Annotated in this window: 8 protein-coding genes; 4 read left to right on the top strand and 4 right to left on the bottom strand. The window is 55.0% G+C overall.

Features of this window, described 5'->3' with window-relative positions:
• Window positions 1-418 precede the first annotated feature (418 nt).
• Complete coding sequence (locus tag V5T57_RS07810; protein WP_332890628.1) at window positions 419-4,726, bottom strand: protein kinase domain-containing protein; 4,308 nt, start codon at window positions 4,724-4,726, stop codon at window positions 419-421.
• A gap of 272 nt (window positions 4,727-4,998) precedes the next feature.
• Window positions 4,999-7,482, bottom strand: a complete 2,484-nt coding sequence (locus tag V5T57_RS07805) for a helicase-related protein (RefSeq protein WP_332890627.1) — start codon at window positions 7,480-7,482, stop codon at window positions 4,999-5,001.
• Between V5T57_RS07805 and V5T57_RS07800 the strand changes: the two genes are divergently transcribed.
• From V5T57_RS07800 to V5T57_RS07790, 3 genes are read left to right on the top strand one after another with little or no spacing between them, the layout of a single operon-like run.
• Window positions 7,467-8,141 carry a TVP38/TMEM64 family protein gene (locus tag V5T57_RS07800; protein WP_332890626.1) on the top strand — a complete coding sequence of 225 codons (675 nt, stop codon included), beginning with the start codon at window positions 7,467-7,469 and terminating at the stop codon, window positions 8,139-8,141. The two genes, V5T57_RS07805 and V5T57_RS07800, sit on opposite strands and share 16 nt — an antisense overlap.
• A gap of 4 nt (window positions 8,142-8,145) precedes the next feature.
• Window positions 8,146-9,069, top strand: coding sequence for an ROK family protein (locus V5T57_RS07795; protein ID WP_332890625.1), 924 nt, complete (start codon window positions 8,146-8,148; stop codon window positions 9,067-9,069).
• Between the two features lie 9 nt (window positions 9,070-9,078).
• The gene (locus V5T57_RS07790; protein WP_332890624.1) at window positions 9,079-9,840 is read left to right on the top strand and encodes an MBL fold metallo-hydrolase; all 762 of its coding nucleotides are present in this window, start codon (window positions 9,079-9,081) and stop codon (window positions 9,838-9,840) included.
• A 174-nt stretch (window positions 9,841-10,014) separates the two neighbouring features.
• On the opposite strand, the gene aspS is transcribed toward V5T57_RS07790, so the two are convergent.
• Both aspS and V5T57_RS07780 read right to left on the bottom strand, forming a co-directional pair.
• A complete protein-coding gene (aspS, locus tag V5T57_RS07785; RefSeq protein WP_332890623.1) occupies window positions 10,015-11,838 on the bottom strand; it encodes an aspartate--tRNA ligase in 1,824 nt (607 codons plus the stop codon).
• 195 nt (window positions 11,839-12,033) lie between these two features.
• Window positions 12,034-12,996: an SEC-C metal-binding domain-containing protein gene (locus tag V5T57_RS07780; protein WP_332890622.1), complete on the bottom strand. Its 963-nt coding sequence runs from the start codon at window positions 12,994-12,996 to the stop codon at window positions 12,034-12,036.
• Window positions 12,997-13,223: 227 nt separating this feature from the next.
• On the opposite strand from V5T57_RS07780, the gene gltX reads away from it, so the two are divergent.
• On the top strand, window positions 13,224-14,645 hold the full coding sequence (gltX, locus tag V5T57_RS07775; protein WP_332890621.1) for a glutamate--tRNA ligase: 1,422 nt from the start codon (window positions 13,224-13,226) through the stop codon (window positions 14,643-14,645).
• The last annotated feature ends 23 nt before the right edge of the window (window positions 14,646-14,668 follow it).

Raw genomic sequence — 14,668 nt, 5'->3', positions numbered from 1 at the left:
AACATGCCCCATTATACAACAAACCGCACAACCGTTCCCGGTGTGCGGTTTGTCAGCAGTCTGGGGCTGCTTAAACAAGCAGCCCCTTTTCTGTTTGGCCTGTGAAAAAAAACAGGGAGGTTTTGCGCCCTATGTGGGGCTGAAGCAGGGGCCAGGGGGTTTTGACCGCATCGATACCCATGCGCATGTACCCGGTAGGATGAAAAAGGGGGCGGCTTAAACCAGCCGCTCCTTCTTGATCGGGCGTATGGAAAAAAACACGGTTGCTTGGCGCCCTGCATGGGGGGGCGAGCAGAGGCTAAAGTGTGTGACTGGATCAAAGCACCGATAAAAGAAGGGGCTGCTTAAATAAGCAGCCCCTTCTTTATTTGGCCTGTGGAAAAAGCTCGGTTGCTTGGCACCCGAAGGGGAAACCCGCTTAGCTTTTATGCTCCTTTGTCTTCTCTTTTTGGACCCGTAGCCACTGTTTAACCATGCGGTCGCCATCCAGTTGCTGCTGTTGGTCCATGTCGCGGATAATAAGGTTCAGGTTACTGGCGGCGTCTTGGTCACCTGCTGAAGCTGCCACAGCGTTCCAGAAGTAGGAACGGACCAAATCAACCGGGACACCCCGGCCCACTTCAAACATCCAGGCTAGGTTCTTCTGTGCTTTTACATCCCCCTGCTGGGCCGCCATCATATACAGGCGTACCGCCTGGGTAATATCCTTTTTAACGCCGTTACCTTCCTCATACATCCAGGCCAGGTTTTTTTGCGCATCACGGGAGCCTTGTTCAGCGGCGGCATGGTACCACTTAATCGCCTTGGCCATGTTTTTAACCACGCCATTGCCTTTTTCATACATCAAAGCCAACTGGCTTTGAGCTTCAAGGTGGCCTTGCTCGGCGGCCTTTTGAAACCAGGTAAACGCATCAGCCAGGTCAATGTTGACCCCTAGCCCCTCTTTGAGATGGATAGCAATTTGATATTGGGCGCTACGGTTGCCTGCTTCGGCTGCTTTTTTCATCCATAAAGAGGATTCAGGCAGATCTTTGGTAATGCCGGTTCCCTCTTTAAGCATCTCTGCCAGTTGAAGCTGGGCATCAACATAGCCCTGCTGGGCTGCTGAGGTGTAAAATTCACGGGCTTCGACATAGTTGGGGGTGGTGCCAACACCTGTGACCAGAGCCTGCGCCACCAAATGTTGAGCAGGTGCAACCCCTTGTTTGGCCACTTTACTCAACCAGTAGAAGGCCTCTTTTTGGTTGATCGGCCCGCCATGTCCATATTTTAGCCAAAGGCCCAGCTCATATTGCGCTTCAGCAATACCGTTCTTGGCCGCTTTGGATAGGGTTTCCCTCGCTTTTTTCTGGTCTTGTGTCGTGCCTGTGCCGTTGTCATAAAGGTAGGCTAAACGGTAGGTCGCTTTGTGAATACGCTGTTCAGAGGCTTTAAGATAAAGCTCAAAAGCCTTGGCGTGGTCTTGCGGTAGAAAATCACTACCTATTTCCAGGAGCTGGGCCATGACATAACGGGCAGGGGCATAACCACCATCCGAGGATTTGGCCATCCAGGATATACCCTGGGCCAGATCTTTTTTCTCTAGCCCTTCGCCAGAGCCGAGGGCGACAGCGTAGTGAAATTGAGAGAGTGCATTGCCTTTTTCAGCCGCTTGACTAAACCATTGGGCGCTCTGCTTGGGGTTCTTGGCGGTACCCGTGCCGTTACGCAGATAAAGTGCGACTTGGTGCATGGCCTTGGTGTTGCCTGCTTCGGCGGATTTTAGCATCCACTGGTAGGCTGTGGATGCATTTTTTTTCAAACCACGGCCACTCAAACGCCGTTCAGCCAGCTGATACATGGCCGTGGCGTTGCCTTTATCTGCTTTTTCTGTCAGTTCGGCAATGAGCTTGGCGGTGCGCTCTTTTTCTGAGAGCAACAGATCACCGCTCCCAATTTGGCCCATCCATATTAACCCGCCTACCAGAACCAGGATAATCGCCGCAGCGGAGGCCATGATAATGCGGTTGCTGCGGCTGTTCATATCCGCATGCAGAACTTCAGAGGAGAAGTCAGAAGCGCCCTCTTCCGTGGACACCGCGTTGAGCCATTCGGAGATCACCTGGGGTCGGTCGGTCTCCACCACCGTTAAGGCGAGATCAATGGCTTTCAAGACAGCTTCTGAGTAACGTCCTGCCCCCACTTCAAGCGCGGGTACCATGGGGTCGTCGGCATTGCGCATCAACGCATTGCTTCGTTGCGGGGCGTTGGCCGGTTTACGGCCACTGATACAGCGGTACATCACCGCGCCAACAGAGTAGATATCCGTCCAAGGCCCCTGCCTGGAAGCATCATCAAAATACTGCTCCATGGGGGCGTAGTTGGGGGTGAGCATGGCGGTCATCTGCCCATCTTCATTCCCAGACTCTTGACGGGCAGAACCAAAGTCCAACAGCACAGGGGTGCCATCTTTGGAGCGGATAAAGATGTTGTCGGGTTTGATATCCCGGTGAATATATTTTTGCTGGTGAAGTACCTCAACCCCTTGCAGCAACGGCATAATAACCGCGAGCATGGCTTTTTCATCCAGGGTTTTTTCACGTTTTATGATATCTGAAAGCGGTTCGCCATCCTCAAACTCCATCGCCATATAGGCGGTGTTGTTATGGGAGAAATAGGTGAGAATACGCACCAGTGAGGGGTGCTTAAACTGGGCCAGGGTTCGTGCTTCATCCAGGAACCGATCACGTCCCTGGTTGAACATATCAATATCCCCGCGGTTACGCGCCTGGATGGATTTATCCGGCATCCGCTGGGCAATTTGTTTAGGCAGGTACTCTTTGATCGCAACAAAAGCATTAAGGTTTAGGTCTTTGGCTTTATAGGTAAGACCAAAACCCCCTTGCCCCAAGACTCTCTCAACTTGGTACATGTCATTGAAGAGCAGCTCCCCTTCGGGTAGGGCGTCTGGGTGCTTGTGCTCATCATCCCCCCCGCCTTTTTTACGGCGGCGGCGGGCGGTTAACATGGTGCCTGTACTGGTGGTGACGCCTGTCATGCCGGTGGTTTCACCGGTCATACCCGTGGCCTGGGTTGACTCATCATCAAAAGGCATGGCCCCTTGGGTCATGACCGTTGGGGCATCTTCATCATCATCGTCGTCATCTGCCATTTGGCCGGATGATGATGAAACAGGGGCTTGGGTCATGACCGTCGGTGCATCGTCATCATCATCCATATCATCATCGGACATGGAGAGCATGGGGGATTGGGTCATGACCGTGGGGGCATCGTCGTCGTCGTCGTCGTCATCCCACGCATCATCGATCGGCATGGCGGGTACGGGGGCAGCAGGGGGTTCGGGTTCTTTTTGCCCTGTTGCCATTGCCGCCATGGATGCGGATGAGGCCATGACCGTTGGGGCGTCATCGTCGTCGTCATCCTCATCATAGTCCAGCTCTTCAGGCAGGCTTGCTTGCGGAGGCTGGGCAGGGGGGGGCGGTTGTTCAGGTGCCGCTGCAACGGGTTCGGGTTTAGGCTCGGGTTCGACCGGTGCTGGTGCTGGGGCCGCCTCGACCACGGGTGTCTCTTCCTGCGCTTTGGGTTCCTGCGCTTTGGGTTCCTGCACTTTGGGTTCTTGCGCGGGGGGCTTATCTGACGGTGAGTCGTCCAGTTTAAACGTGCCATCGCGGTCTGCGGGTTTAAAGTCTCCCGCACTTTTTGGGGCTTGTTTAGCCGCAATGGGGGTGGCCAGACCACCCAGTTTAAAGTCGCCTCGATCTGCAGGTTCAAAATCGTCTTCGACAGCTTGATCGGCACTGGGCTCTTCCGCCGGGGGCTCTTTAGGGGCCGATTTGCTGAGTTTAAAACTCTCTCGTTCCGCCGGTTGGAAGTCACCGCTGGAGGCGGCAGGGGGCTCGGGTGTGTCGCTGCCCAGTTTAAAGCTCTCCCGTTCCGCTGGTTGGAAGTCACCACTGGAGGCGGCAGGGGGCTCGGGTGTGTCGCTGCCCAGTTTAAAGCTCTCCCGTTCCGCCGGTTGGAAGTCACCACTGGAGGCGGCAGGGGGCTCGGGTTTGTCGCTGCCCAGTTTAAAACTCTCCCGCTCGGCGGGTTTAAAATCCCCACCAGAGGGTTTGTCCTCTTTTTTGGGCGGTGTGGCCAAACCCCCTAATTTAAAACTTCCACGGTCTGGTGGTGAGAAATCTGAGGAGGCTTCAGGCTCGCTCGCTGTCGCTTGAGCGGGAGCTGCTGGTTGTTGCGGTGCCGCTGTAGGCTTGGGCGCTGTCGCTTGTGCCGGTGCCGGTGCCGGTGTTGGCTTGGGCTTTGCGGCGGGTGCCGGTGTCGGCTCGGGCGCTGTAGCTTGTACCGGTGCAGGGGTTGGCTCGGGCGCTGTAGCTTGTACCGGTGCAGGGGTTGGCTCGGGCGCTGTAGCTTGTGCGGGCTGCAGGTTTGTCGCAGTGGCCGCTGGGGTGGCGGATGCTGCGGGTGGCGGATCATCCACATAGGCGGCATCATCTGCCGTGGACTTCAACCCCAAGCCGGTTACTGGGGGGGGCGGGGCTGTTTCAGTCTTGGGCGTCGCTTCGGCTTCCGTGGCCTCACTCTCCGCAGATTTTAGGGACAAACCTGTGGAGGGGGCGGGTGCCTTTTCAGGTGCGGCCTCTGGTGTCTGGCTTGCCTCTTCCTCCTCACCCAGTGGGATCAAAGAGAGTTTTGGACCAGTACCGGATGATGTTTGATCGCTCATGATTTTCGAACCGTCGCCCTGGAGATAAAACCTACTGTAAAGTTCCTACCCACTACCCCGTAGCCTACTTAAGTTGGGCTACGCCTACTTCCCTATTAAAAAACTATGCCATATTCCAACCTATGCGCCCAGCCAGAACCCACTTTTGGGTTTAATAAATGGGCTGGTTACGGGTGCCGCGGTTAAGGCTCTATCAAGGTGGACCGGTGGATGGCTGAAAAGTTCATTAAAAACGTTATGTTGCAGTATCTGTTTTTGGTCGGGCAGTTGGTTTATCCGTGGCGGTCGTGCTTACGGTTTGAGCGTTCTCCCTGTTTAAATGGTTTACGTCCCCCCCGTGGATACCCCCCGCGTTTTTTGGGGGGTTCACAACGGCGGCATAACTTGCCGCGCCAGTGACCCGGTAGGGGGGCATGGCATTTTTCGCAAGTTCCGCTGTCACGGACCTTTTTTTGCCGACCAAGCAGGGTGTTGATCTCGGTGTTAAGGTGATCCCTTAGTCTCTCTGCATCGGGCAGGTCTGGAAAAATATCCTCCTGCCTAAAATGGAGCCAGCAGTAGATATTAACCACTTTAACCGCATCTTCGAGCTTGATTAAGCGGTTGGGGTCTGCCCGGTGAGGGGGGTTGGGTAGTGCCTCTTCCAAGGCGATTGGGTGCTGCTTGGCAATGGCCTCTACCATGCGTTCGAAGGCGCTAACCGCCATGGTGGCCCGTAAGGGGACCGGGGCGGCAGAGAGCATAAAACGGGTGGCGAGATCCAGTTTTTTATGCCGGTCTGCAATGCGAGCCAGGGTGGTTTGATCATCAAGATCCGACAGTTCATAGAGTGTCGGGTCGGGTTTAACCGCTTTAATAAATAGGGTAAACAGGCGGGCCAACTTAAGTCTGTGCCCCTCCTGCAGCTGGGCAATGGCTGTTATGTGGTCCAGATTGGGCGCCAGGTGGGCTTTTCGCACATCAAAAGGGGTGGCCTGTAGAGCCTGCCTGACATGGGCCGTGCCGATGCGGTAGGTGCCGACAAAGCCGACCTCATTTTTACCATAGCGTCCCGCGCGGCCGGCTATCTGCCTGACCTCCATGGGGGTCAGCATATGCTCAACCCGATTGATCATTTTACGATCTTGGGCAAAGAGAATGGTTTTGATGGGCAGGTTAAGCCCCATGCCGATGGCATCCGTGGCCACCAGGTAAGGGGCATCGCCCCGATTAAACAGGGCGGCCTGCATACGCCGCACTTCAGGGGGTAAGGCCCCGTAGAGTGCTGCACATTTTTTACCCGTGGCATGTTCCACTTCAGCTTTTAGGCGTAGAACCTGGGTGCGACTAAAAGCAACCAGCGCCGTGCCAGGCTCCATCTCAGTGAGGGACTCAACCGGTTTGCTCAGGGTTTGCAACGGGGTCAGGCGCTCCAGCTCCACCACATCCCAGGGTTCTTCGGTTAGGCGTAGCAGTTTTTCAATGATGGGGCGGGCGGAGGGGGCGGCGATAATGCACACCTCTTTGGCGCGTACACCCAAAATAGCCTGGGTCCATGCCCAGCCTCGGTCGATATCCCCCACCATTTGTGCTTCATCAATGACCGCGACATCAAATTTGGTGTGGGTGGAGAGCATCTCAATGGTGCTGGCCGTATGTTTGGCCCCTTCCACCATCATACGCTCTTCGCCGGTGACCATACTGCACGGCACCCCCCATTCATTAAGGGTATCCGCAACCTCCAGGGCAAGCAGGCGTAGGGGGGCCAGATAGCACCCGGTCTCAGCATCTTTTAAACGCTGAAGTGCCTGGTAGGTCTTGCCGGAGTTGGTAGGGCCAAGGTAGAGGGTAAAATGGCGAACCTGTTCCCGAGCGGGAAAGAGGTTGTGAAACTCCTCAATACGGGTCGCTTGGGAGATTTGATGCTCAAACAGAGCGGACTCGTAGCGCTTGTGAAAGCGGCCATAAAACTCCCAAAACGGTTGCAGATGGTAGGGGTCTTGGTGCTCCTGCTCCTGCTGCAACAGAGTGTCAATAATGGGCTGGGTCAGCTCAGCGATGGGGGATTCAATATCCTCCAGGGCGGCTTCGGTACGGCGTACCCGGTAGGCCTGCAGTACAGCGGGCCATAGCGGCTCATCCAGGGCTTGTAAAGGTAGCTCTAGTTCACGGGCTGCACGGCGCAGGTGGTCATGCTGATCGCTTAGTTCCTTAAAGCGGCGCAGAAGTTCATGAAGGTCAAACTCCACCTCTTCAGGTCGCTCATGGGCGAGTTGTGTTAAAAAGCTGCTGCGGTCCTCCTCCAACTGTTGCCATGTTTGGTTCCAGGTTTGACAACGTTGGGTCATGGACGCCCGATGGAGCTCAAGAAATTCCAGCTCAGAGAGGGACTGGTGGTAGCCAAACAGGGCGGTTGGGTGTTCGCCTTCGGTATGGGAAAGGGGCTCGGTATCGGCAGCAATGCGGCGCCCTTTTTTCTTCCATGCCTTGCGGGAACGTAAGGGTACGATATCCTTGAGCGGATAAAAGTATTCGCCATCCCGCTCAATGGGCTCAATCTCAGGTGGAATCCATTGATGTGCCGTGATGCGGCTTTCCGCAATTAACGCCTCTTCTTCTGGCGTGTCAGGAACCGAATCTGTTTGCGGGGCGTCTGACATCTGTAGTGGCCATAGCTGGAGGGTGGAGGTGGCCAGACAAGGCGTCATGGCACTGTCATGCAGCGTCGGTATGGTAACAGGGTTGGCAAGGGGATGGCAGGATGAAAAAACGTGCAATACAGATCCTGATTTTGGTGGTGCTGTTGGGTGGGATCGCTCTGGCATCACTGTATCGGGACCAACTGGATCCTGAGGCCCTGGAAAATTGGGTGCAAAGCTTTGGCTGGTTGGCCCCGTTGGTGTTTGGGGTGGTTTATGTCTTGGCAACGGTGCTGTTTTTACCCGGTATTGTGATCACCATGGCCGGTGGGGCACTGTTTGGGCCTGTTTGGGGTACCCTGTATAACTTAACGGCTGCAACGATTGGGGCGGGCATTGCCTTTATCCTCTGTCGCTATCTCATGCGAGAATGGATAGAGAGTAAAGCCAAAGGCATGGCCAAAAAACTGTTGGATGGGGTGGAGCAGGAGGGGTGGCGCTTTGTGGCCTTTACCAGGTTGGTGCCGCTGTTTCCCTTTAATCTGCTGAATTATGCCTTTGGCTTGACCAGGGTCTCCTTTTGGAGCTACCTGTTGGCCTCATGGCTGTTTATGTTGCCCGGTACCGCTGTTTACACCTATTTAGGTTTTGTCGGCAAAGAGGCCGCAACCGGTGGTGAGGGGCTTATGCAGAAAGGTTTATTGGCTTTGGCCATGTTGGCTTTGGTCTCTTTTCTGCCGGGATGGATTAAAAAATGGCGGGCCAGTCGCGCTGAGCCAGTCATTACGGAAGGATAATCGCATGCGCATTGGTGTGGATCTGGGTGGAACCAAGGTAGAGGCCATTGTCATGGATGAGGCGGGGGCCATTAAGGTACGCCACCGTTGTGATACCCCCCAAGGTGATTACCAGGGTACGGTTAAAGCGATCTGTGCGCTGGTTAAACGTATTGAGCAGGAAGCGGGTATTGCCGGTAAGAACATACCTGTGGGGGTGGGAACACCTGGGGCGGTCTCTCCCTATACAGGTCGCCTTAAGGGATCAAACTCGGTCTGTCTGATCGGTCAGCCCTTGCGGGAGGATCTGGAGGCCTGTTTGGCGCGTCCGGTGCGTTTGGCCAATGATGCCGACTGTTTTGCCCTCTCCGAGGCTTCTGATGGCGCCGCAGCAGGGGCCCCTGTGGTATTTGGGGTGATTGTGGGAACCGGTTGTGGGGGGGGCTTTGTGGTTAATGGCCAATTACTACAAGGGGGTAACGCCATTACTGGAGAGTGGGGGCATAACCCCCTGCCTGGACCCTTAGATCATGAACGGCCGGGTACGGCGTGTTACTGCGGTAAATCTGGCTGTATTGAGACCTTTATTTCCGGAACCGGCTATGCGCGGGATTATAACCAAGTGGCGGGCACACAACTGACCGGCAAGCAGGTGGCTGAGCGGTTGGCGGCTGGAGAGAAAGAGGCTGTCGAGGCCATTGAACGCTATGAACACCGTATGGCCCGTGCGCTGGCTTCCATCATTAATGTGGTGGATCCTCACGTGATTGTGCTGGGGGGCGGTATGTCCAATGTGGCGCGGCTCTATGAAGAGGTTCCCAAGCTATGGGGGCCGTATGTGTTCTCTGATCGGGTTGATACCCAGTTGGTTAAGGCCAAATATGGGGACTCCAGCGGGGTGCGTGGTGCGGCATGGCTCTGGCCCGCACAAACCGCCCATGTGCAATAAGGGGGGATCATGAAGCTAACCATCTTGGGCAGTGGTACCGGTACCCCCATGGCGACACGTCATCCACCAGGTTATCTGGTGCAGGGCGAGGGGTGGACGATGTTAATGGATTGTGGCAGCGGCACCGTTTGGCGTTTGGCGGAGCTGGGGCATGCTTTGGTGGATCTGGATTATATTGCCATCACCCATACCCATCCTGACCATATTGGTGATCTGCTCACGCTTTTTCACGCCTTTCATCTGCCCGGTATGGCGCGCAGCAAACCCCTTACCCTGTTTGGGCCTGAGGGGATCCAGGATTTTTTGGATGCATTTGTTTTTCTACAGACCAAAAAACCGCAGAGGTTTGAGTTGCAGGTGCAGGAGAACCCCCAGGCACTCACCATGGGTCCGTTAACCCTGGATAGTGCGCCCATGGTGCATAACCCCAACATGCCTGCTCTGGGTTATCGTCTCTCCTGTGGGGGGCAGAGTCTTGTCTACTCGGGGGATGCCGATCCGTCGGAGGCGCTGGTCCAGCTGAGTGCTCATGCCGATTTGGCCATTTATGATTGCTCCACCCTGGCTGAGGGCGACTTTGCAGGGCATATGAGTGCGCAACAGTGTGGGGAGGTTGCCCAAAAGGCTGGGGTGAAAACGTTGATCCTCTCCCATCTCTATCCCCTGATCCATAACCGGCCTGATGCCGCGCGCTTGCCGGAGTGCCGAGCGGTGTTTAGCGGGGAGGTGGTGTTGGCTGAAGATCGTATGGTGATGGTCTCCCCATTTTGAGGGGGCACCAAAGGGGGGAGAACCCCATTTGCCGTGCCAACCCATCACACCCTTTGCCCCCTAAAGGCAGGGCGTGTGAGATGTGCAGGCAGAGGTTGAAAAGGGTGATAACCCAACAAAAAGCCCCCAGTGGTATACACCGCTGGGGGCTTTTTGTTGGGTGCAGGCCGTGATTTATTCGGTCGTTTTTGGCTTGAAGGTGCTGCGCAGTTGCAGCTCTTTCATTTGGGCATTGTCCACTTTAGAGGGGGCTTCAGTCATCAAGCAGGTTGCCTTTTGGGTTTTGGGGAAGGCGATGACGTCACGGATGGAGTCCAGCTCCAACATTAAAGTGACCAGACGATCCAGGCCTAGAGCCAAACCACCGTGGGGGGGCGCACCATACTGCAGTGCGCGCAGCAGGAAGCCAAACTTACCCTCGGCCTCTTCCTCACCAATCTCCAGCAACTCTAGCATACGACGCTGCAGGTCGGTGTCGTGAATACGGATGGAACCACCGCCCACCTCCGTACCGTTCAACACCAAGTCATAGGCCTGGGAGCGTACTTTCTCCAGAGGATGCTCAGCCGATGCACTGTCTGCATTCTCCAGATGTACAATATCCTCAGGATGAGGCGCGGTGAAGGGGTGGTGAACCGCTGTGTTCTTGCGGGAGTCGTTGTCCCAATCGAGCAGGGGGAAGTCGGTGACCCAAACAAAGGCAAACTTCTCGTCAGAGAGCATCTCCAGATCTTTACCCACTTTAACCCGCAGGCGACCCAGGGCTTCGTTCACCACACTGGCTTTGTCGGCCCCAAAGAAGAGCAGATCACCCTCTTGCGCTTGGGTGGCCTCCTGAATGGCATCCTTCTCCGCTTCGCCAAGGAACTTAACGATGGGAGATTGCCACCCCTCATCACGCCAGGAGCCATTGATCTTAATGTAAGCTAAGCCTTTGGCCCCATAAATACCCACAAACTCGGTGTAGGCATCAATCTGCTTACGGGTCAGCTTATTGCCGCCTGGAACCTTAAGAACCTTGACCAAGCCGTGCTCATTGCCACGACCTTCCAGGGTAGCGGCCTGACGGAACACCTTAAACTCCGAGGCTTTCATCACCTCTGTAATGTCCTTAAGCTCCATGCTAATACGCAGATCTGGGGCATCCAGGCCATATTTATCCATGGCTTCGGCATAGGTCATGCGGCGAACAGGCTGGGCGATCTCAATATCCAGCGTATCTTTAAAGGCGCGGGCGACCACGCCTTCGGTCAGGTCCATGACATCATCCGGTTCGACAAAGGACATCTCAAGGTCGATCTGGGTGAATTCAGGTTGACGGTCAGCACGCAGATCCTCATCCCGGAAGCAGCGTACAATCTGGAAGTAGCGGTCATAACCGGCCATCATCAGCAGCTGTTTAAACAGCTGGGGAGACTGGGGCAGGGCATAGAACTCACTGGGGCTGACACGGCTGGGGACCAGATAGTCCCGGGCGCCTTCTGGAGTGCTGCGGGTGAGCATGGGGGTCTCAACCTCAACAAAACCGGTGCCATCCAGGTGGTTTCGTACCGACTGCATAATGCGGTGGCGGAAGATCATGTTTTTCTGCATCTCTGGGCGACGCAGGTCAAGAAAACGATACTGCAAGCGCAGGTTCTCAGAGACATCATCATCCAACTGGAAAGGCAGGGGCAGGGAGCTGTTGAGAATATCCAGTTCCTCTACAACGACCTCAATCTTCCCGGTATCCATATTGGCATTGATGGTCTCATCGGTACGGGCTGTTACTTTACCCTGAACCCGGATCACATACTCGCTACGCAGGCCGTGGGCTTGGGCGTGGGGGTCAGCATACAGCTCAGGGCTGAACACCACCTGAACCAGACCAGTCCGGTCGCGAAGGTCCACAAAAATAACCCCGCCGTGGTCACGACGACGATTAATCCAGCCTTCCAGGGTTACCTTTTCACCGATTTGGCTTTCCCGCACATCGTTGCAGTAGTGGGTGCGCTTCATGATGCTGATGCTCCAAGTATTCAATGGTCTGGGGGTGCCCAGAATCTGTTTTTAGTCGGTGTCTCGTTGTCTCTGGTCAACGGTGAGCAGGTGAATAACGACCTACTCACATGACCACTCTGTACACGATGACTGATCGCCTTTGGCCGGTTGAGATCAACCTGTCCGCTCAAGCGGTAGCGTTAAGCTGAAGGATCAAGCCTCTTCCGTGGCTGTTTCCTCTTCAGCGTCAGGCAGCTCCTGGCGCTGGGCTTTTTCCATGGCTTCTTGCACCATGGTCTGTAGGGCGCCCTGTTCTTGGCCCTGCATGGCCTCGGTAAAGGTCATGGCTGTTTGATAGCTGGCAATGGCCGGTTCCCAGTTGCCGGTGGCGTGCTGGGTTAACCCTTTAAGGTAGTGATTAAAGGGGTTCTGGCCATCTTGCTCAAGCGCGGTTTCGATCCATGTTTCAGCATTGCCGGGATCGCCTTGGTCCAGATAGAAAGCACCGAGCTTTTGAGCGACCTGATGTTTTTCCGTGCCGCGGGGGGCATCGTACTCATCCATCAAGAACTCTTCGGCTTCTTTGGCTTGATCAATCTCGACCAACCACTCCGCATAGCGGGCGATCCAGTAGTCGTAGAGCATAAAGTCATGCTCACGGGGGCCATCCAAAACCCCTTTAAGTAGCTCAAGAGCCACTTCGGTCTCTTCGTTACGGTAGTAACAGGAGGCCATTTCACTCGCCGCCAAGTCGGTCAGCTTATCCCGTGGCACATCATCCAGTGCCTCGGCTTCCATTTCACTGATCAGCTGTGCTGTTGCAGCGGCCATAATGGGGGCGGTGGGGTTGCCCAGCTTAAAGCTCAGCTTTTCGGCCTCATTAATATGGCAGCTTTTAAATTTTTTGCCTGAACCGCAGGGGCAGGGATCGTTCCGCCCAATTTTTGGGGCAGGGGCCTGACGGTTCGTGCGGGCTTTAAAACCCAGCTCAGGGCGTGGCGCCATATCTTGCAGGCGTTGGGCAAAGAACTCGTAGCGCTTGACCAGGGGATCCTTGGCCACCTCTTCCGTATCGGCCAGCCATTGCATCAACGTCTCTTGCGAGTCGCTGGTGGCCGCTAGGCAAAGGGCTTCGGCATAGGTGTTAGGATCATTCAGATTCTTAGGCTGAACCACGATAGGAGCTCCAATGGGCCAGGGTAGTCGGGAATAGAAACGAGACATCATACTAAAGGGCGGGGGTTAAAGGCTAGGACAATGGTAAGAAAATGGTGTGAGTATGGTTGTAAAAAAGGTCACAACATGGTAACAACCCTCTGTTCCGATAAGTAAGATGCGATGGATGACACCGACATAGGTGTTGCCAGCCCCCTGCATAAAGCCCCAAACCGCGAGATAACATCATGGTCATGCGTACCCGATTTGCCCCATCCCCTACTGGTTTTTTACACGTTGGTGGGGCTCGTACCGCACTGTTTTGCCATCTGCAAGCCCGCCATGTTGGCGGTACAACGGTGTTGCGTATTGAAGATACCGACCGTGAGCGTTCTAGCCAGGAGGTGGTGGACGCCATTCTTGATGGCATGCATTGGATGGGGCTGGACCCGGATGAAGGTCCGCTGTTCCAGTCGGACAACACCCAGCGGCATAAAGATATGGCGCTTCAGTTGTTGGAAGAGGGCAAAGCCTACAAATGCTACTGCAGCAAAGAAGAGCTTGACGAGATGCGCGCTGGCCAACAGGCCCGTAAAGAGAAGCCCCGTTACGATGGCCGTTGCCGTAGCCGTACAGAGCATCCTGACCAGCCGTATGTGATCCGCTTTAAAACCCCGTTGGAGGGCGAGGTGGTCTGGCCCGATCTGGTGCAGGGTACCATCCGCATTGGCAACAAAGAGCTTGATGACTTGATTTTGCTGCGCTCTGATGGCTCCCCCACCTACAACTTGGCCGTTGTGGTGGATGATCATGATATGGGCATTACCCACGTGATCCGTGGTGAAGACCACACCAGCAATACGCCGCGGCAGATCCATCTGTTCCAAGGGTTGGGGTGGAATGTGCCTCATTATGCCCATATTCCGCTCATTCATGGTGAAGATGGCGCCAAGCTCTCTAAACGCCACGGTGCTGTTTCGGTTCTGCAGTTCCGTGAGGAGGGCTTCTTGGCCAGTGCCCTGAATAACTATTTGGTTCGTATGGGGTGGTCCCATGGTGAAAAAGAGGAGTTCACCATGGATGAGATGGTTGAACTGTTCGATGTGAACAATGTGGGACGCAGTGCCGCCATTTTTAACCAGTCCAAATTACTGTGGCTCAACGGTATTCATATTCGCCAATCCAGCCCTGATGAATTGATGGGTGAGTTGATCTGGCATCTGGAGCGGTTGGGGGTGGAAAATCCCAACCCGGCTTTTGTGCAGCAGATCATTCCCGGCATGCAGGAGCGGGTTAAGACGTTGCTGGAGATGGCACATATGGGCATGTTCTACTTCCGTGCGCCCAGTGAATATCTGGAAAAGTCCGTTAAAAAACACCTGAAAGCGGCTGTTCTACCCGCCTATGAAGCGTTGGTTGCACATTTGCAAACGGTCTCTGATACGGATTGGAATGATGAAGGCTTGGAGTCGGCCTTTAAAGCTGTCATGGAAGAGACCGGCGCAAAGATGGGTAAAATTGGCCAACCCGTACGGATCGCCCTTTCGGGGAGTGATGTGGCACCGGGTATCTATGAAATATTGCAGTTGGTTGGTCGGGATGAGAGCTTGCAGCGCCTGGAAGCCCTTAAAGCCTTTTTCCAAGAGAAGGTCGCCGCAGAAAATGGTTGAGCGGCTTTTGCAGGTTCTGCAAG

The organism is Magnetococcus sp. PR-3 (assembly GCF_036689865.1).
Lineage (GTDB): Bacteria > Pseudomonadota > Magnetococcia > Magnetococcales > Magnetococcaceae > Magnetococcus.
Note: the sequence above shows the minus strand (reverse complement) of the source record. Positions and strands in the feature narration are given on the sequence as shown.

Bases quoted from the DNA above. Each gene is read 5' to 3' on its own strand.
- V5T57_RS07810 (WP_332890628.1), bottom strand. From the start codon at position 4,726: ATGAGCGATCAAACATCATCCGGTACTGGTCCAAAACTCTCTTTGATC.
- aspS (WP_332890623.1), bottom strand. From the start codon at position 11,838: ATGAAGCGCACCCACTACTGCAACGATGTGCGGGAAAGCCAAATCGGT.
- V5T57_RS07800 (WP_332890626.1), top strand. From the start codon at position 7,467: ATGAAAAAACGTGCAATACAGATCCTGATTTTGGTGGTGCTGTTGGGT.
- V5T57_RS07795 (WP_332890625.1), top strand. From the start codon at position 8,146: ATGCGCATTGGTGTGGATCTGGGTGGAACCAAGGTAGAGGCCATTGTC.
- gltX (WP_332890621.1), top strand. From the start codon at position 13,224: ATGGTCATGCGTACCCGATTTGCCCCATCCCCTACTGGTTTTTTACAC.
- V5T57_RS07790 (WP_332890624.1), top strand. From the start codon at position 9,079: ATGAAGCTAACCATCTTGGGCAGTGGTACCGGTACCCCCATGGCGACA.